The organism is Streptomyces sp. NPDC007808 (genome assembly GCF_042868655.1).
Lineage (GTDB): Bacteria > Actinomycetota > Actinomycetes > Streptomycetales > Streptomycetaceae > Streptomyces.
Genome location: NZ_JBIAEQ010000012.1, coordinates 252198 through 270390, shown reverse-complemented (window position 1 = coordinate 270390; position 18193 = coordinate 252198). Strand labels below are relative to the sequence as shown.

Sequence of the window (18193 nt, the reverse complement as noted above, 5' to 3'; positions counted from 1 at the left end):
CGTCCGAGGTGGGGCGTACCCGGCGGTTCCTACGTTGAGGGCACCGCCGAAGGGGGCGGCCACGACGGACGAGGGGACGGATGTCATGCCGGTAGCGATCATCACGGGAGCTTCGAAGGGGCTGGGACGGGCGCTCGCCGAGGCGCTGGCGGCGCGCGGCTGGGATCTGGTGCTGGACGCCAGGAGGGGGCGGGCACTCCAGGAGACGGCGGCCGGGATCCGGGTGCACGGCACGCGCGTGACGGCCGTGCCGGGGGACGTCACGGACGCCCGGCACCGGTCCGAGCTGGTGGCGGCGGCCTGGCGGCTGGGCGGCGTCGACCTGCTGGTGAGCAACGCCAGCGCGCTGGGGGCCGAGCCGTTGGTTCGCCTGGACGAGCTGCCCCTGGCGGGAATGCGGCGGGCGCTGGAGGTGAACCTGATCGCCGCGCTGGGTCTGGTCCAGGAGGCGTTGCCGCTGCTGCGGGCCTCGGCGTCGGGCGCGGTGATCACGGTCAGCTCGGACGCGGCCGCTCAGGCGTACGAGACCTGGGGCGGGTACGGGGCGTCCAAGGCCGCCCTCGACCAGCTCGCGGCGGTGCTCGGCACGGAGGAGCCGGCGTTGCGCGTCTGGGCGGTCGACCCCGGGGACATGGCCACGGATCTGTACGCGGCGGCCGTACCGGACGACGACGGTCCGCGACCGGCGCCGGACGGTGTGGTGCCGGCGTTCCTGCGGTTGCTGGACGAGCGTCCGGCGAGCGGTCGCTATGGGGCTCCGGCGCTGCTGGAGGGGCGGCGATGACGTCGGTGTCACGGGTACCGCGGGAGCTGTCGGCCCGGGTGCCGGCCGAACAGCGGGGGCCGGGGCTGGACCGGGACGCCGTACGGCTGCTGGTCTCGCGGGGCACGGACGTGTCGCACCACGTGTTCGGCGAGCTGCCGCGGCTGCTGCGCGCCGGGGACCTTCTGGTCGTCAACACGTCCAAGACGTTGCCGGCGGCCGTGGACGGGTGGGTCGGGCACGCGCGCGTGGTGGTGCACTTCTCCACCTGTGGGGACGACGGGCGCTGGGCGGTCGAGCTGCGGGATCCCGATGAGCGGGGGACCACGCGTCCGCTGACGTGGGCGCGAAGCGCTTCGTGGCGAGGGGATGGGCCCGCGGGGACACAGGTGCGGCTTCCCGGGGGTGCGCGGCTGGTGCTGGAGGAGCCCTTGAGCGCGGCCGCTGAGCGGCTGTGGTGGGCTCGGGTGACCGTGACGGGCGGGGCGGGTTCCGCCGACCGTCACTCGGGTACGGCGAGGGCGGTGCTCGCGCTGATGCGGGAGTACGGGCGGCCGATTCGGTACTCCTATACGGAGCGGGAGCAGCCGCTGTCCGTCTACCAGACGGTGTTCGCGCTGCCGTCGGCCGACGGAACGGGCAGCGCGGAGATGCCGAGTGCGGCGCGGCCCTTCACGCCGCGGTCGGTGACGGAGCTGGTGAGCCGGGGGGTGCAGTTCGCGCCGATCACGCTGCACACCGGGGTGGCCTCCGCGGAGGCGCACGAGCCGCCGTATCCGGAGCGGTTCGCGGTGCCGGAGGCGTCGGCCCGGTCGATCAACGCGGCCAAGGCGGGGCGGGGCAGGGTCATCGCCGTCGGGACTACGGCCGTGCGGGCCGTGGAGTCGGCGGCGGACGCCGACGGGGTCGTACGCGCGCGTGAGGGGTGGACGGATCTGGTCGTCACTCCCGAGCGCGGGGTGCGGGTGGTGGACGGGCTGCTGACGGGGCTGCACGAGCCGCAGGCCTCGCATCTGCTGATGCTGGAGGCGGTCGGGGGGCGAGCCGCGATCGACCGCGGGTACGAGGCGGCGCTGCGCGGGCTCTACCTGTGGCACGAGTTCGGCGACGTGCACCTCGTCCTCCCGGCGGAGACCTCTCACGCAGCGCATTGCTCAAGCAACTGCCAGTGAGACTGTTACCGGGTCGATGTGAGCCCGCGCATAGGGCGCACGTCACGTACGAAGGCCCATAGGAGATAAGACGCCCCTTTTGAACGGGGAGGACGGCCCCATCTGTCCTAATTTGCACTTCATGGGTCAACTACCCGAGATCGTACGTCACACCTTTGCCTGTCCATTTTGCGGCCGCTAAGAATTGCTCTCGTCGCTCAGCGCCGTGGGTTCCGCCCGCGGCGTTTGTGCAGGAAGCACCCGTGTCCACTGCCGGACAGCGAGCGACCTCCGCGCTATTTCGAAGAGGTCCCACTGCCATGCTCAAGAACACCAAGAACCGCGGTCTCAGTCGTGCGCTCACCAAGCGGCACAAGATAGCCGTCGCCGGAGTCACCACGCTCGGTGTCGCCGCGCTGGCCTTCTCCGCCGTCCCCGGGAACGCCGAGTCGACCACGGCCGAGGCCCCCACGGGTCAGGTGGCGTACAGCAGCGAGCAGATCAAGGACGTCCAGGGCAGCGTGACCGACCAGCTCGCCTCCGCGAGCGTGAAGGCCGAGGCCATCGAGGCCAAGAAGAAGGCCGAGCGGGAGGCCGCGGCCAAGAAGAAGGCCGCCGCCGACGCGGCCGCCAAGAAGAAGGCCGCGGACGCCGCCGCGCAGAAGAAGGCCGCCGAGGCCGCCGCGCAGAAGAAGGCCGAGGCGGAGCGCAAGGCGAAGGAGGCCGCGAGCCGGTCCGCCGAGCGCGTCCAGGTCAAGACGGTCGCCGCCAAGAAGAGCTACGCCAACAACCTCGACGGCTGGATCCGTGAGGCCCTGGACATCATGAAGAAGCACGAGATCCCGGGCACCTACAACGGCCTGTACAAGAACATCATGCGAGAGTCCTCGGGTAACCCGAACGCGATCAACAACTGGGACATCAACGCCCAGAACGGCGTTCCGTCGATCGGTCTGCTGCAGGTCATCAAGCCGACCTTCGACGCCTACCACGTCCCGGGCACCGCGTGGAGCCAGTACGACCCGGTCGCCAACCTGACCGCCGCCGCCAACTACGCGGCCGACCGGTACGGCTCGATCGACAACGTCAACAGCGCGTACTGAGCGAGGTAGGCGCGGGCCTTGCGATCCGTACGCCGAAGGGCGGCACCCTCCTGACGGGGTGCCGCCCTTCGTGCGTCGTACGACGGCGACTACTTGCGCATGACCTCGGGCTCGTGGCGGCGCAGGAAGCGGGCCACGAAGAAGCCGCAGATCACCCCGAGGGCGATCAGGGCGACCATGTCCAGGGACCAGGCGCCGACCGTGTGCTCCCACAGCGGGTCGTCGCTGTCGCCCTTGGCGGGCGGACTGATCCGGTTGAAGTCGAGCGTGGCACCCGCGGCGGCGACCGCCCAGCGCGACGGCATCAGGTACGAGAGCTGGTTGACGCCGATGGAGTTGGCGAGGGGGAACAGGCAGCCGGTGAAGACGACCTGGACGATCGCGAACATGACCAGCAGCGGCATGGTCTTCTCGGCGGTCTTCACCAGGGCGGAGATGATCAGGCCGAACATCATCGCCGTGAAGCCCAGCGCCATGATCGGAATGCACAGCTCCAGCAGGATCTGGCTGCCGAGGATCAGGCCCTCGTCCGGGATGGTGCGGCTGGAGAAGCCGATGACACCGACCATCAGACCCTGCAGCACGGTGATCAGGCCGAGCACGAACACCTTGGACATCAGGTACGCGGACCGGGACAGGCCGGTCGCGCGCTCCCGCTCGTAGATGACCCGTTCCTTGATCAGCTCGCGGACGGAGTTGGCGGCACCGGCGAAGCAGGCGCCCACCGCGAGGATCAGCAGGACCGTGAGGGCCGTGCCGTTGGCGACGGGCTTGCCGGTGCTCGGGTTGATCTCCGTGTTGACCAGGAGGTCCTTGCCGGAGTCGATGAGCAGGCTCACCGAGCCGAGGACGAGCGGCAGGATCACCGTCAGAGCCAGGAAGCCCTTGTCGGAGGCGATGACCGAGACATAGCGGCGCACCAGGGTCAGGAACTGCGACAGCCAGCCCTGCGGCTTGGGCGGCTTCATCGCCTGCATCGGCGGCATCTGTACGGACTGCGGGGCGATCGCGTCGATGTCCGCGGCGTACATCTGGTAGTGCTGCGAGCCCTTCCAGCGGCCCGCCCAGTCGTAGTCGCGGTAGTTCTCGAAGGCGGAGAAGACATCGGCCCAGGTGTCGTAGCCGAAGAAGTTCAGCGCCTCCTCCGGCGGGCCGAAGTAGGCGACCGCGCCGCCCGGTGCCATCACCAGGAGCTTGTCGCACAGCGCCAGCTCGGCCACGGAGTGGGTGACGACGAGGACCGTACGGCCGTCGTCGGCGAGGCCGCGCAGCAGCTGCATGACATCGCGGTCCATGCCCGGGTCGAGGCCGGACGTGGGCTCGTCCAGGAAGATCAGCGACGGCTTGGTGAGCAGCTCCAGGGCCACCGAGACGCGCTTGCGCTGGCCGCCGGAGAGGGAGGTGACCTTCTTCTCCTTGTGGATGTCCAGCTTCAGTTCACGCAGCACCTCGTCGATGCGGGCCTCGCGCTCGGCGGCCGTGGTGTCGGCCGGGAAACGGAGCTTGGCCGCGTACTTGAGGGCCTTCTTGACGGTCAGCTCCTTGTGCAGGATGTCGTCCTGCGGGACCAGACCGATGCGCTGGCGCAGCTCGGCGAACTGCTTGTAGAGGTTCCGGTTGTCGTAGAGGACGTCGCCCTGGTTGGCGGGCCGGTAGCCGGTGAGCGCCTTGAGCAGGGTCGACTTGCCGGAGCCGGACGGGCCGATGACCGCGATCAGGGACTTCTCCGGGACACCGAAGGAGACGTCCTTGAGGATCTGCTTGCCGCCGTCGACCGTGACGGTCAGGTGGCGGGCCGAGAAGGAGACCTCACCGGTGTCGACGAACTCCTCGAGGCGGTCGCCGACGATCCGGAACGTGGAGTGGCCGACGCCCACGATGTCCGTCGGGCCGAGCATCGCCGAACCGCCCTTGGCGATCGGCTGGCCGTTGACGTAGGTGCCGTTGTGCGAGCCGAGGTCGCGGATCTCCATGCGGCCGTCGGGCGTCGAGTGGAACTCGGCGTGGTGCCGGGAGACCTGGAGGTCGGAGACGACCAACTCGTTCTCCAGGGCACGACCGATGCGCATCACGCGGCCGACGGAGAACTGGTGGAACGTGGTCGGGCTGCGGTCGCCGTAGACCGGCGGCGCCCCCGCGCCACCACCGGGGCCGCCCTGCTGGTGGGGCACCTTCGCGACGGACTGCTGCTGCGGCTGCTGCCAGCCGGCGTGCGGGTCCTGGTGCGGGGATGCCTGCTGCGGAACCTGGCCGGCCGGGGCCTGGTGCGCGGGTGCCTGCTGGGCCGGCGCCTGCTGGCCCCAGCCGGCCTGCGCGCCCTGCGCCGCGTACGGCTGCTGCGGCTGGGCCTGCGGTGAAGCGGCCCCGGTGCCGGAGAGGTTCAGGCACGGTCCGTCGGTGGCGTTGCCCAGGTGCACGGCCGAGCCGGGGCCGATCTCCAGCTGATGGATCCGCTGGCCCTGCGCGAACGTGCCGTTGGTGCTGCCGTGGTCCTCGATGACCCAACTACGGCCGTTCCAGCTGATCGTGGCGTGCCGCCAGGACACCCTGGCGTCGTCGAACACGATGTCGCCCTGCGGATCGCGTCCGAGGGTGTAGGGCCTGGACGCGTCGAGCGTCCAGGTCCGTCCATTCAATTCCAGTACGAGTTCCGGCACTCCATGCCCCACTGAGTAGTCCCCCGAGTTACCCCCAACGGAGGGAGTCTAGGGATGTCGAACATCGTCGGGAACTATTTCAGGCTCCGCCCCCTGTCTGAAAGTCGGGCCTTATGAAGACCTCGACGAAGACCACGCGGGTTCGCTTCGCCCGGTTCCGTTGACGGGGTTGAAACCAGCCCGGAAAGTGGTAATCCACGCGAGGGGGACATGCGCGGCGAGCCGGCCGCGCCGCGCATCGGGGGGTCTGCCATGAGCGCGTCCAGGAACGTCGAGACCGCGAGGCGCGACACGCGGCTGCCGTGGGGGGACGTCCTGCTCTCCGCGATCGCCGCCGTGAGCTGGGCGTTGATCGGGATGGCGGGCACGGCGGCACTGGGTCTGCATCTGCTGGAGGCGGACGCGGCGAGCTCGCTGGGCCCGATGACGGCGGCGGTGGTGGCCCTCGGGGCGGGTGGGTCGGTCACTCCGTCCGGTGATGTGTCCGCTTTCGGGTTGACGGGCGCGGAGGCGACGACGGCCATCGAGATCACGCCACTCGGGGTGAGCCTGGCCGGCGCGGTGCTCCTGGCGTGGTTCTTCTTACGGTCCTTGCGGCGCGCGGGAGTTGTGATCGCGCCGGCGGAACTCCTCGCGCGCGCGGGAGCGGTGGTCGTGCTGTTCGTGGCGATGCTGGGCGGGCTCGCCTGGGCGGGACACGACGTCGTCACGATCGACGGGGGATCTCTGGGGCTCGACGACCTGCCCGGTGGCGGCGGGGACGGCGGCGGGATCGAGATCCCCGGCGTGGGGGACGTCGGCGGGCTGCTGCCCGACCGGATCGGCGACCTCGTCGACGCGGAGGCGGCGGTCGGCTTCACGGTGGACACGGCGCCGACCCTGCTCGGCGGCGCGGCCTGGTCGGCCGGCGTGCTGCTGATCGCCCTGCTGGCTTCCCGCCGCACCCCGCTGCCGCGCGGCTGGGAGGTCCTGCACCACGCCGTACGGCCCGCCGCGTCGGCGCTCGTCACGGTCGTGCTGGTGGCGGTCGCGGCCGGACTGGCGGCGGCGGCGTACGCGGCGGTCGGCGACGAGCACCCCGAGCGCATCGCGGGCGCCGCCCTGCTCGGCGCCCCGAACGGCGTCTGGCTCGGCATCGCGGTCGGCCTCCTCGTGCCGTTCGACGGCAGGGCGACGGGGGTCCTGACCGGCCTGCTGCCCTACCCCCTCGACGACCTGCTGAACGGCGGTGCCGACCAGCCGGTGACGCTGGGCAGACTGGCTGAGCTGGACGGCCGGGTGTGGCTGCTGGGGGTGGCGGCGGCGCTGATGATGCTGCTCGCGGGGGTGCTGACCGCGGTGCGGACGCCGGTCGAGTCCGGAAGCCGGGGCGGCGGATTGGCCGGGCCCGGCGCGGCTGCGGCGGTCCCGGTCGGGCCGGTTTCACGGTCGCGCGGGGTGACCGGTGCGGGGGCGGGCCCGGTGGGTGGTTCCGAAGGGATGCGGCACCCGGGTGCCCTCCGTTTCGCCGGGCGGTGTGCGCTGCGACTCGGGGCGGCCACGGCGGCGGCCCTGCCGTTGCTGGTCCTGCTGACCGGGCTGTCCGTGGACGCCTCGCTGTCGGTCCTGGGCTTCGACGCCTTCGACGCGGGGGTCGAGCTGCGCGGGAACCTCGGCATGGCGCTGCTTCTCGGAGCGGCCTGGGGCGCGGGGGCGGGTGCCGTGGGGGCCCTGCTGGCCCTCGCGTCCGGGGCGGCCGGGGGGCGGGCGGCTCCGGCGGCTCGGGGTGCGGCGGCAGCGGGTGCGGGGGGCGGGGCCTCGGGGACGGCGGGCGGGCACGGCTCCCCGGGAACGGCAGGCGGACACGGCCCCACGGGAACGGCAGGCGGGCACGGCGCCACGGGAACGGCAGGCGGACACGGCCCCACGGGAACGGCAGGCGGGCACGGCGCCGGGGGTCCGTTGGGTTCCGTGGGTCCGGCTGGTCCATGGGACAGGGCGGGGGGTTCCGGGGCCTCGGCGTACCCCGGCCCGCCCGGGCCGCCCAGGCCGCCCGGCCCGCCCGGCCCGCCCGGGCCGTACGCGCCGGGCGCCCCGTACCGGCCCCCGAACCCGGGGACGAATCCGTATCTGCGCATGCCGGGCGAGCAGCGCGAACCGCAGGACGCGCGGCCCGGTGAGGGCGCCTCGTGGCGCGAGGACGCACGGCGGCCGGGCACACCCCCGACAGCCGGTCAGCCGCCCTCCGGTGACCAGCCGCCCTTCGGTGACCGGCGGTTCTCCACCGAGTCACCGCCCTCCAGCGAGCCTCCCTCCAGCGAGCTTCCCAGTGGGGACGACGTGTACGGCGCCCCCACGGTCGTACGGCCCATCGAACCGCCCGCGAGGTCGCCCCGGCCGCCTCGGCGTCCCGGGAAGCGGCCGTCGTCCGGAGCGGGTGGCGACGTACCGCCGCCGCCTCCGCCTCCTCCCCCGCCACCCGGGAAGCCGAAGGGGCGCTAGGGGGTGGCGGGAGGTCCCGCACAGCACCCACGGCGCCCGGCACGCACGCTCGCCGCACCGGACGAACTCCGCGAACGCCCAGTACGGGGACTTTCGTCCGGCACTCCCCAGCCTTCGCCCGGGGGCACCCCAGGGCACGCACCGGGCACCGCGGGCACCGCACAGGACTTTCGAAACTCCCTGGGGAGCGCCGCCGTGCCGGTTCGGGGGCGCGGACGCGTCCGCGGCCGGAACGCAAGGCCCACGCCACCCGGGCGACACCCAGTGTTCCCTGTCCGGCAGGCGGACCTCACGGGCGAGGGGCACTGCGTGCCGGATACGGTGGAGGCACCATGAGCGCATCGCAGACCTCTGACATCCCCACCCTTCTCGTCAAGATCTTCGGGAAGGACAGGCCGGGCATCACGGCCGGCCTCTTCGACACGCTGGCCGCCTACTCGCTGGACGTGGTCGACATCGAGCAGGTCGTCACCCGTGGCCGGATCACGCTGTGCGCGCTCGTGACGCAGCCGCCGGCCGGTCTGGAAGGCGATCTGCGGGCGACCGTCCACAGCTGGGCGGAGTCGATGAAGATGCAGGCGGAGATCATCTCCGGTCGCGGCGACAACCGGCCCCGTGGGCTCGGCCGGTCCCTGGTGACCGTGCTCGGACACCCGCTCACCGCGGAGGCCACTGCCGCGATCGCCGCCAGGATCACCGAGTCCGGCGGCAACATCGACCGTATCTTCCGGCTGGCCAAGTACCCCGTGACGGCGGTGGAGTTCGCGGTGTCCGGCGTGGAGACGGAGCCGCTGCGCACCGCCCTGGTGACCGAGGCGGCGGCACTGGGTGTCGATGTCGCCGTCGTCGCCGCCGGGCTGCACCGGCGCGCCCAGCGGCTCGTCGTCATGGACGTGGACTCCACGCTCATCCAGGACGAGGTGATCGAGCTCTTCGCCGCGCACGCCGGCTGCGAGGACAAGGTGGCCGAGGTGACGGCGGCCGCGATGCGCGGGGAACTCGACTTCGAGCAGTCGCTGCACGCGCGCGTCGCCCTCCTGGAGGGGCTGGACGCCTCGGTGGTGGAGAAGGTGCGCAGCGATGTGCGCCTGACGCCGGGCGCGCGCACGCTGATCCGCACCCTCAAGCGGCTCGGCTACCAAGTCGGAGTCGTCTCGGGTGGGTTCACCCAGGTCACCGACGATCTCAAGGAGCGGCTCGGGCTCGACTTCGCGCAGGCGAACACGTTGGAGATCATCGACGGCAAGCTGACCGGGAAGGTCACCGGGGAGATCGTCGACCGGGCGGGCAAGGCGCGACTGCTGCGCCGGTTCGCCGCCGAGGCGGGGGTGCCGCTGTCCCAGACGGTGGCGATCGGTGACGGTGCCAACGATCTGGACATGCTGAACGCGGCCGGGCTGGGCGTCGCCTTCAACGCCAAGCCGGTGGTGCGGGAAGCGGCGCACACGGCGGTGAACGTGCCGTTCCTGGACACCGTCCTGTATCTGCTGGGCGTCACCCGGGAAGAGGTCGAGGCGGCGGACATGCACGACGAGGACTGACCGCACGGCCGGCACGTCCGCAGAGCACGGGGGCCCCGCACCACGACGGTGCGGGGCCCCTCGCGTGCCGGTCGGTCACTCCGAGGGTGCCCAGTAGTCGAGCAGCGTGGCCACGCCGGGCTCCAGCGCCTTCCAGGTGCCGCCGAAGGACAGGACGGCGAAGGCGGCGGCCGGGAAGCCGCGGCGGCTCATCCGCTCGCGCGCGTCGCCCTCGGCCGAGCCGGCGAGGATGTCTGCGAGTCCCTGCACACCCGGGTTGTGGCCGATCAGCAGGACGTTCTGCACGTCGTCGGGCGTCTCGTTGAGCACGGCGATCAGCTCGCCGGGCGAGGCCTCGTAGACCCGCTCCTCGTAGATGGTTTTCGGCCGGTGCGGGAACTCGTGGACGGCGAGCTTCCAGGTCTCCCGGGTCCGGGTCGCGGTGGAGCACAGGGCCAGGTCGAAGGGGATGTCGGTGTCGGCCAGCCGGCGCCCGGCCTCTGCCGCGTCCATTCGGCCCCGGTCCGCGAGGGGCCGCTCATGGTCGGTCACCTGTGGCCAGTCGGCTTTCGCATGCCGGAAGAGGACGATCCTGCGGGATTCTGCGACGCTCATGAGACCCAGCTTCGCATGAAACAGGCCACGGGGCGCAGGGAGTTGACGTGCGGCTTCCGGGGTGCTCAGCGTGTGATCAGCTGCAGTACGCGCTCGAAGAGCCGGGTGACCGCGGGCTCGGCGGGCGCGGCATGGGCGTCGGCCGGGTCGAGTATCAGCAGCAGCAGGGTGACGAAGGCCAGCGTCGGCAGGGCGAGGGCCCACCAGGGCAGCCGGATGTCGGCACGGCCCGTGGACGCCGGGTGGGGCGAGGTGTGCGTGCGGGCCGACATGACGCCTCCGTGAGTCTTCGAGTGGTCCGGTACCGCGCTCTCGCGGTCACACTTCGAAGGTACGGAGGTCTCGGCTCTCAACCCATCCGGTGATCCACCCAGTTGACCCTGACACTCGCCCCCTAGGGGATGGGGGGTTAGCCCCACCACGGGGTTAGCCCCACCACCGGGTCAACCCCACCACGGGCGTAGCCCCACCACGAGAAAGGCGCACCGGCGCCGGACAATGCGTGGGCGCGGGCGTCGAGAAGGGTGGGCCGGGACACCTCAGGGAGAGGCGATCGTCGCGATGATCCCGATGATCAGGAAGATGGCGAAGAACGCGCCGAAGACGAGCAGCATCTTCTTCTGGCCGTTCTGGGGGTTCGGGTCGAGCACTGGCATACGGCAAGTCTCGCACCCTTCGCCCCCGCCCGCGGCGCCGGGGTGAGGCTCAGCGGGCCGCCTCGTCCTCCACCGTGCGGTCGCGGCCCGCCAGGACGCCCACCGCCATCTGCGGGATCATGAGGCCGGCCATGAGCGCGATGGGCAGCCCCCAGCCGTCGCTGTGCTGGTAGAGCACACCCACCAGGAGCGGGCCCGGGATGGAGAGCAGGTAGCCGGTGCTCTGCGCGAAGGCCGACAGCTGGGCCACTCCCGCGCTGGTCCTGGCGCGCATGCCGACCATGGTCAGGGCCAGCGGGAACGAGCAGTTGGAGATGCCGAGCAGCACGGCCCAGGCCCAGGCGCCGGAGTCCGGGGCGAGGTACAGGCCGGCGTAGCCCGCGAGGCCGCAGACGCCGAGCGCGACGACGATCGGGCCCTGGTGCGGCAGCCGGGTGGCCAGGCGCGGGATGACGAAGGCCAGCGGCACGCCCATCACCATGGTGACGGCGAGCAGCACCCCGGCCGTGCCGGCGTGCACTCCCGCGTCCCGGAAGATCTGCGCCATCCACCCCATCGTGATGTAGGCGCCGGTCGCCTGGAGACCGAAGTAGACGGCGAGGGCCCAGGAGGTGCGGCTCCGGGTGATCCGCAGCGGGGGCGCGGCCACGCGCGCGTGCTTGTCGGCGGAGGGCGCGGCGGGCGCCGCCTCCCGGTCCCGCGCGAACGGGAGCCACGGCAGCACGGCGGCCGCCCCGAGCCCGGCCCAGACCGCGAGCCCGGTCTGCCAGCTGCCGCCCAGCACGTCGGTCATGGGCACCGTCACCGCGGCCGCGGAGGCGGTGCCCAGGGCGAGGGCCATGGAGTACAGGCCGGTCATGGAGCCGACCCGGTCCGGGAACCAGCGCTTGACGATGACCGGCATCAGGACGTTGCTGACCGCGATGCCCATGAGGGCGAGCGCGGTGGCGGCCAGGAAGCCGGCCGTGCTGCCCACGTACGGCCGTAGGAGCAGACCCGCGGTGATGGCGGCCATGCCCGCGCACACCACCGCCCCCGGGCCGAAGCGGCGGGCCAGGCGCGGGGCCGCCACGCCGAACACGGCGAAGCAGAGCGGGGGCACGGAGGTCAGCAGTCCGGCGACGCTGCCGCTCATGCCGAGCGCGTCGCGGACCTCTTCGAGGAGGGCGCCGAGGCTGGTGATGGCGGGGCGGAGGTTCAGCGCGGTCAGCACGATGCCGAGCACGAGCAGCCGCGTCGTCCACGCGCGCGTGGCGGGTTCCGCGGCGGTGCGGGTCTGTGAGCTGCGTATCGGCATGGACGTCACCGTCCGGGTCTTGTCGCTGGCCATGCCGCCCATCATAGAATCATGGGATGATTGGTTGTCCACTGCCCAGGTGCCCGGCCTCGGCCGTCCCGTGCGAAGGTGTGCCATGCCCTTGAGCCACCCCCGCCGCTCGGCGCTGTCCGAGCAGGTCATCGCGGCCCTGCGGAACCAGATCACGTCGGGTGAATGGCCGGTCGGGTCCCGTATCCCGCCCGAGCCCGAGCTGGTCGAGCAGCTCGGTGTGGCCCGCAACACGATCCGTGAGGCGGTTCGCGCGCTCGCCCACAACGGCCTGCTGGACATCCGCCAGGGCTCCGGCACCTACGTCGTGGCGACCAGTGAGCTGGCCGGCGTCATGCACCGCCGCTTCGCCGACGCCGACCCCCGGCACGTCGCCGAGCTGCGCTCCACACTGGAGTCGGCCTCCGCGAAGCTGGCCGCCGAGCGGCGCACGGAGAAGGACCTCAAGCAGCTGGACGTCCTGCTGGCACGGCGTGAGGAGGCATGGGAGTCCGGCGACGCCGAGGCCTTCGTGGCGGCCGACGCGACCTTCCACCTGGCGGTGGTGTCGGCGTCCCACAACGACGTGATGATCGAGATGTACGCGGACCTGGGCGAGGTGCTGCGGGACTGGCTGCGCGAGGACATCGGCGAGGAGCTGACGCCGGAGACCCACATGGACCACACGCGGCTGGTCGACGCGATCCGCGCGGGCGACGCCGCGGCGGCCGCCGCGGAGGCGGCGAGCTACCCGTTCCTGTGCCGTCCGGGACGCTTCAGCCCTCCCGGCGGTGACTGATCCACACCGACCCGACCTCTTTCCAGCACCGCCCGACCAGCCGCACGGTCTGCGCGGGCCCGGCGGCCACCGGGGAGCCGTCGCTGTCCAGGTCCCACCAACGGGCGCACTCGACGTGCAGGCTGACCCGGTCGGTGTCCGGATAGGGGTTGTGGCAGTACGCGGTCACCTGGGAGCCGGTGATCCGGACCCGGCAGGCGGCGCCGAACGGGTCCTGCGTCTCGGCTCGCGTGACGTGCACGCGCGCGTGGGCCATCGCGTCGTACGACAGGGGCAGTACGAGAGCGACGGCGACGGTCGTTGAGGCCAGGCGGCGGAACAAGCGCACAAGGGGACCTCCTCGGCCGTAATGGGGAGGGGCTCGCGTGGTGAACGCGTACTCCAGAGTGCGCGGTTGAGTGCCTCGCCCGCCCGGAGTGGTAGGCCGAACGGGTGACGCCCCGCTCCCCGCGCGGTGCGGGAAACGGGGCGTCGCGAACTACCTGGAGGCTCAGGCGCCGATGGCGTGCAGGCCGCCGTCCACGTGGACGATCTCGCCGGTGGTCTTCGGGAACCAGTCGCTCAGCAGGGCGACGACGCCGCGACCGGCCGGCTCCGGGTCCTTGAGGTCCCACTCCAGCGGGGAGCGGCTGTCCCACACGGAGGCGAGCTCGTTGAAGCCCGGGATGGACTTGGCGGCCATCGAGCCGATCGGGCCCGCGGAGATCAGGTTGCAGCGGATGTTCTGCTTGCCGAGGTCGCGCGCCATGTAGCGGTTGGTGGCCTCCAGGGCGGCCTTGGCCGGGCCCATCCAGTCGTACTGCGGCCAGGCGAACTGGGCGTCGAAGGTGAGGCCGACGACCGAGCCGCCGTTCTGCATCAGCGGCAGGCAGGCCATGGTCAGCGACTTCAGGGAGTACGCCGAGACATGCATGGCCGTGGCGACCGACTCGAACGGCGTGTTGAGGAAGTTGCCGCCGAGGGCGTCCTGCGGCGCGAAGCCGATGGAGTGGACGACACCGTCAAGACCGCCCAGCTCCTCGCCGACGATGTCGGCCAGGCGCCCGAGGTGCTCGTCGTTGGTGACGTCGAGCTCGATGACCTTGGTGGGCTTGGGGAGCTTCTTGGCGATGCGCTCGGTCAGCGTGGGCCGCGGGAACGCGGTCAGGATGATCTCGGCGCCCTGCTCCTGGGCCAGCTTGGCGGTGTGGAAGGCGATGGAGGACTCCATCAGCACACCGGTGATCAGGACGCGCTTGCCCTCGAGAATTCCGCTCATGGTGATCAGTGACCCATTCCCAGTCCGCCGTCAACGGGGATGACGGCTCCAGTGATGTACGAGGCGTCGTCCGAGGCGAGGAACCGCACCGCCGCGGCGATCTCCTCCGGCTGCGCGTACCGGCCGAGCGGGACCTGCGACACGATGTTCGCGCGCTGCTCGTCGGTGAGCACCTTGGTCATGTCGGTGTCGACGAAGCCGGGCGCGACGACGTTGAAGGTGATGTTGCGCGAGCCCAGCTCACGGGCGAGGGAGCGCGCGAAGCCGACCAGGGCGGCCTTGGAGGCGGCGTAGTTCGCCTGCCCCGCGGAGCCGAGCAGCCCGACGACCGACGAGATCAGCACGACGCGGCCCTTCTTGGCCCGCAGCATCCCGCGGTTGGCACGCTTGACGACGCGGAAGGTGCCGGTGAGGTTGGTGTCGATGACCGAGGTGAAGTCCTCCTCGGACATGCGCATCAGGAGCTGGTCCTTGGTGACGCCGGCGTTGGCGATCAGGACCTCGACCGGGCCGTGCTCGGCCTCGATCTCCTTGTAGGCCTGCTCCACCTGCTCGGGGTCGGTGATGTCGCACTTCACCGCGAGGAAGCCGGCCGGCGGCTCGCCCGAGCGGTAGGTGACGGCGACCTTGTCGCCGGCGTCGGCGAAGACGCGGGCGATGGCGAGGCCGATGCCCCGGTTGCCTCCGGTGACGAGAACCGAGCGGCTCAACGGATCACCCTTTCGATAGGGATCTGACACATCCGCCCGAACACAGGGATGGCAGGCGGCTTCCCGGAAAACCTATCGGTCCCGTCCCTCGCCGGGACATTCGGGCACCGACAGTGGCACACCGGAGTCACTGTCGGGTCCCTACAGAAAGATGCGGACTCCAGCCGGAAACGTGTGGTCCCTGGCCCCGCCCGCGCGACATGATCGTGCCGAACAGGCCACGACAGCAGGGAGACCTCCGTGCCCCATACGATCGATGAAGCCTTCACGGCGCTTCCCCTACGCCCCCTGGCGGACGCGGCGCTGGCTCGCGCGCGTGCGCTGGGCGCCGAGCACGCGGACTTCCGCTTCGAGCGGGTGCGCAGCGCGTCCTGGCGGCTGCGGGACGCCCGGCTCGCCGGTTCGTCGGACACCACCGACCTCGGGTACGCGGTACGGGTGGTGCACGGCGGCACCTGGGGTTTCGCGTCCGGTGTGGATCTGACCCTGGACGCCGCCGCCAAGGTCGCCTCGCAGGCGGTGGCGATGGCCAAGCTGTCCGCGCAGGTGATCAAGGCCGCCGGCTCGGACGAGCGGGTGGAGCTGGCCGACGAGCCGGTGCACGCCGACCGGACGTGGATCTCGTCGTACGAGATCGATCCGTTCAGCGTGCCCGACGAGGAGAAGTCGGGACTGCTGGCCGAGTGGAGCGCGCGGCTCATGGCGGCGGACGGGGTCGACCATGTCGACGCCTCGCTGCTCACCGTCCACGAGAACAAGTTCTACGCCGACACCGCCGGGACCGTGACGACCCAGCAGCGCGTACGGCTGCATCCGCAGCTGACCGCCGTGTCCGTCGACGAGTCGAGCGGGGAGTTCGACTCGATGCGCACCATCGCGCCGCCCGTCGGACGCGGCTGGGAGTACCTGACGGGCACCGGCTGGGACTGGGAGTCCGAGCTGGCGCAGATCCCGGAGCTGCTCGCCGAGAAGATGCGGGCGCCGAGCGTCGAGGCGGGCCCGTACGACCTCGTCGTCGACCCGTCCAACCTGTGGCTGACCATCCACGAGTCCATCGGCCACGCCACCGAGCTGGACCGGGCCCTCGGCTACGAGGCCGCCTACGCCGGCACCTCGTTCGCCACCTTCGACCAGATCGGCAAGCTGAGGTACGGCTCCGACCTGATGAACGTCACCGGTGACCGCACCGCCGAGCACGGCCTCGCGACCATCGGGTACGACGACGAGGGCGTCGAGGGCCAGTCCTGGGACCTGGTGAGGAACGGCACCCTCGTCGGCTACCAGCTGGACCGGCGGATCGCGCGGCTGACCGGGTTCGAGCGGTCCAACGGGTGCGCGTTCGCCGACTCCCCCGGCCATGTGCCGGTGCAGCGCATGGCCAATGTGTCGTTGCAGCCGGATCCGGCCGGGATGTCGACCGAGGATCTGATCGGCAGCGTGGACCGCGGGATCTACGTCGTCGGGGACCGGTCCTGGTCGATCGACATGCAGCGCTACAACTTCCAGTTCACCGGCCAGCGGTTCTTCAAGATCGAGAACGGGCGGATCACCGGTCAGCTGCGGGACGTCGCCTACCAGGCGACGACGACGGACTTCTGGGGCTCGATGGCCGCGGTGGGCGGTCCGCAGACGTACGTCCTGGGCGGAGCCTTCAACTGCGGCAAGGCTCAGCCGGGGCAGGTCGCGGCGGTCTCGCACGGCTGCCCGTCCGCCCTCTTCAAGGGCGTCAACATTCTGAACACCACGCAGGAGGCCGGTCGATGAGCGCTCAGTCCGACAAGGCGCACAAGCCCCACGAGATCGTCGAGCGGGCACTGGAACTGTCCCGGGCCGACGGGTGTGTCGTGATCGCCGACGAGCGGTCGACCGCCAACCTGCGCTGGGCGGGCAACGCGCTGACCACGAACGGTGTCACGCGCGGGCGGACGCTCACCGTGGTCGCGACCGTCGACGGCAAGGAGGGCACGGCCTCCGGGGTCGTCTCCCGGTCCGCGGTGACCGCCGATGAGCTGGAATCCCTGGTGCGGGCCGCCGAGGCCGCCGCGCGCGGTGCCGGGCCCGCCGAGGACGCGCAGCCGCTGGTGACGGGCGTACCGGCGTCGCCGGACTTCGCGGACGCCCCGGCCGAGACGTCGTCCACCGTGTTCGCCGACTTCGCCCCGGCGCTCGGGGAGGCGTTCGCACGCGCGCGTGCGGGCGGTCGGGAGCTGTACGGCTTCGCCAACCACGAGCTGGTGTCGACGTACGTGGGCACCTCCACGGGGTTGCGGCTGCGGCACGACCAGCCCAACGGCACGCTGGAGCTCAACGCCAAGTCGCCGGACCGCACCCGCTCGGCGTGGGCGGGACGCTCCACGCGGGACTTCAAGGACGTCGACCCCACGGCGCTCGACGCCGAGCTGGCGGTGCGCCTCGGGTGGGCCGAGCGGCGCCTGGAGCTGCCGGCGGGCCGGTACGAGACGCTGCTGCCGCCGACCGCCGTGGCCGACCTGCTGATCTACCAGATGTGGTCGGCGTCGGGACGGGACGCGGTCGAGGGCCGGACCGTGTTCTCCAAGCCGGGCGGGAAGACACGCGTCGGCGAGCGGCTGACCGATCTTCCGCTGACCCTGCGCAGCGATCCGAACGAGCCCGGCCTGGAGTCCGCGCCCTTCGTGATCGCGCACTCCTCCGGCGGCGACCAGTCCGTGTTCGACAACGGGTTGCCGGTCGCGGCCACCGAGTGGATGCGCGAGGGCGAGCTGAAGCACCTCATGACCACCCGGCACAGTGCGGGGCTGACCGGTCTGCCGGTGGCGCCGGGCGCAGACAACCTGATCCTGGACGGTGGCGACGACCGCTCCGTCGAGGAGATGGTCGCGAGCACCGAGCGCGGACTGCTGCTGACCTGCCTGTGGTACATCCGCGAGGTCGACCCGGCGACGCTGCTGCTGACCGGCCTCACCCGGGACGGGGTCTACCTCGTCGAGAACGGCGAGGTGACCGGCGAGGTCAACAACTTCCGGTTCAACGAGTCGCCGGTGGGCCTGCTGGGACGGGCCACGGAGGCGGGGCGTACCGAGAAGACGCTGCCCCGGGAGTGGAGCGACTGGTTCACCAGGGCGGCGATGCCTGCGCTGCGCGTCCCCGATTTCAACATGAGCTCTGTCAGTCAGGGCGTATAACCTCGTAGTC

At 71.6% G+C, this 18193-nt stretch carries 16 protein-coding genes; 8 read left to right on the top strand and 8 right to left on the bottom strand.

What is annotated here, in order from left to right; all coding sequences use genetic code 11:
- Nucleotides 1-85: 85 nt before the first annotated feature.
- The 3 genes from ACFYNL_RS37940 (at nt 86) to ACFYNL_RS37930 (ending at nt 3017) form a co-directional block, all read left to right on the top strand.
- Nucleotides 86-784, top strand: coding sequence for an SDR family NAD(P)-dependent oxidoreductase (locus ACFYNL_RS37940; RefSeq protein ID WP_388812304.1), 699 nt, complete (start codon nt 86-88; stop codon nt 782-784).
- Nucleotides 781-1935, top strand: a complete 1155-nt coding sequence (locus tag ACFYNL_RS37935) for an S-adenosylmethionine:tRNA ribosyltransferase-isomerase (protein ID WP_388812301.1) — start codon at nt 781-783, stop codon at nt 1933-1935. The genes ACFYNL_RS37940 and ACFYNL_RS37935 overlap by 4 nt, the downstream gene beginning before the upstream one ends.
- A 299-nt stretch (nt 1936-2234) precedes the next feature.
- Nucleotides 2235-3017, top strand: a complete 783-nt coding sequence (locus tag ACFYNL_RS37930; protein ID WP_388812298.1) for a transglycosylase SLT domain-containing protein — start codon at nt 2235-2237, stop codon at nt 3015-3017.
- A gap of 89 nt (nt 3018-3106) precedes the next feature.
- Here ACFYNL_RS37930 and ACFYNL_RS37925 read toward each other — a convergent pair whose 3' ends face one another.
- Entirely contained in the window at nt 3107-5674 is a 2568-nt protein-coding gene (locus ACFYNL_RS37925) for an FHA domain-containing protein (RefSeq protein WP_388812372.1), read from the bottom strand.
- A 252-nt stretch (nt 5675-5926) separates the two neighbouring features.
- On the opposite strand from ACFYNL_RS37925, the gene ACFYNL_RS37920 reads away from it, so the two are divergent.
- Entirely contained in the window at nt 5927-8155 is a 2229-nt protein-coding gene (locus ACFYNL_RS37920; RefSeq protein WP_388812296.1) for a streptophobe family protein, read from the top strand.
- Nucleotides 8156-8487: 332 nt separating this feature from the next.
- Entirely contained in the window at nt 8488-9696 is a 1209-nt protein-coding gene (serB, locus tag ACFYNL_RS37915) for a phosphoserine phosphatase SerB (protein WP_388812294.1), read from the top strand.
- Nucleotides 9697-9771: 75 nt separating this feature from the next.
- Here the strand turns inward: serB and ACFYNL_RS37910 are convergent, their stop codons facing one another.
- The 4 genes from ACFYNL_RS37910 to ACFYNL_RS37895 form a co-directional block, all read right to left on the bottom strand.
- The gene (locus ACFYNL_RS37910) at nt 9772-10290 is read right to left on the bottom strand and encodes a SixA phosphatase family protein (RefSeq protein ID WP_388812291.1); all 519 of its coding nucleotides are present in this window, start codon (nt 10288-10290) and stop codon (nt 9772-9774) included.
- A gap of 65 nt (nt 10291-10355) precedes the next feature.
- Nucleotides 10356-10562 carry a hypothetical protein gene (locus ACFYNL_RS37905; protein ID WP_388812288.1) on the bottom strand — a complete coding sequence of 69 codons (207 nt, stop codon included), beginning with the start codon at nt 10560-10562 and terminating at the stop codon, nt 10356-10358.
- Between the two features lie 267 nt (nt 10563-10829).
- Nucleotides 10830-10946 (bottom strand): SGM_5486 family transporter-associated protein, encoded by a 117-nt coding sequence (locus ACFYNL_RS37900; protein WP_388812285.1) that lies wholly within the window; start codon nt 10944-10946, stop codon nt 10830-10832.
- Nucleotides 10947-10995: 49 nt separating this feature from the next.
- Nucleotides 10996-12288, bottom strand: a complete 1293-nt coding sequence (locus ACFYNL_RS37895) for a CynX/NimT family MFS transporter (RefSeq protein WP_388812283.1) — start codon at nt 12286-12288, stop codon at nt 10996-10998.
- A 70-nt stretch (nt 12289-12358) separates the two neighbouring features.
- Between ACFYNL_RS37895 and ACFYNL_RS37890 the strand changes: the two genes are divergently transcribed.
- Nucleotides 12359-13051: a FadR/GntR family transcriptional regulator gene (locus ACFYNL_RS37890; protein ID WP_388812281.1), complete on the top strand. Its 693-nt coding sequence runs from the start codon at nt 12359-12361 to the stop codon at nt 13049-13051.
- Here the strand turns inward: ACFYNL_RS37890 and ACFYNL_RS37885 are convergent.
- From ACFYNL_RS37885 to fabG, 3 genes are all read right to left on the bottom strand, one after another.
- Nucleotides 13029-13379: a hypothetical protein gene (locus ACFYNL_RS37885; protein WP_388812278.1), complete on the bottom strand. Its 351-nt coding sequence runs from the start codon at nt 13377-13379 to the stop codon at nt 13029-13031. The two genes, ACFYNL_RS37890 and ACFYNL_RS37885, sit on opposite strands and share 23 nt — an antisense overlap.
- 162 nt (nt 13380-13541) lie before the next feature.
- Entirely contained in the window at nt 13542-14309 is a 768-nt protein-coding gene (gene fabI / locus ACFYNL_RS37880) for an enoyl-ACP reductase FabI (protein WP_019756346.1), read from the bottom strand.
- Between the two features lie 5 nt (nt 14310-14314).
- Nucleotides 14315-15019: a 3-oxoacyl-[acyl-carrier-protein] reductase gene (fabG, locus tag ACFYNL_RS37875; RefSeq protein WP_019756347.1), complete on the bottom strand. Its 705-nt coding sequence runs from the start codon at nt 15017-15019 to the stop codon at nt 14315-14317.
- A gap of 240 nt (nt 15020-15259) precedes the next feature.
- On the opposite strand from fabG, the gene ACFYNL_RS37870 reads away from it, so the two are divergent.
- Both ACFYNL_RS37870 and ACFYNL_RS37865 read left to right on the top strand, forming a co-directional pair.
- Complete coding sequence (locus ACFYNL_RS37870; RefSeq protein ID WP_388812274.1) at nt 15260-16783, top strand: TldD/PmbA family protein; 1524 nt, start codon at nt 15260-15262, stop codon at nt 16781-16783.
- Nucleotides 16780-18183, top strand: a complete 1404-nt coding sequence (locus ACFYNL_RS37865; RefSeq protein WP_388812271.1) for a metallopeptidase TldD-related protein — start codon at nt 16780-16782, stop codon at nt 18181-18183. The genes ACFYNL_RS37870 and ACFYNL_RS37865 overlap by 4 nt, the downstream gene beginning before the upstream one ends.
- Nucleotides 18184-18193 lie beyond the last annotated feature (10 nt).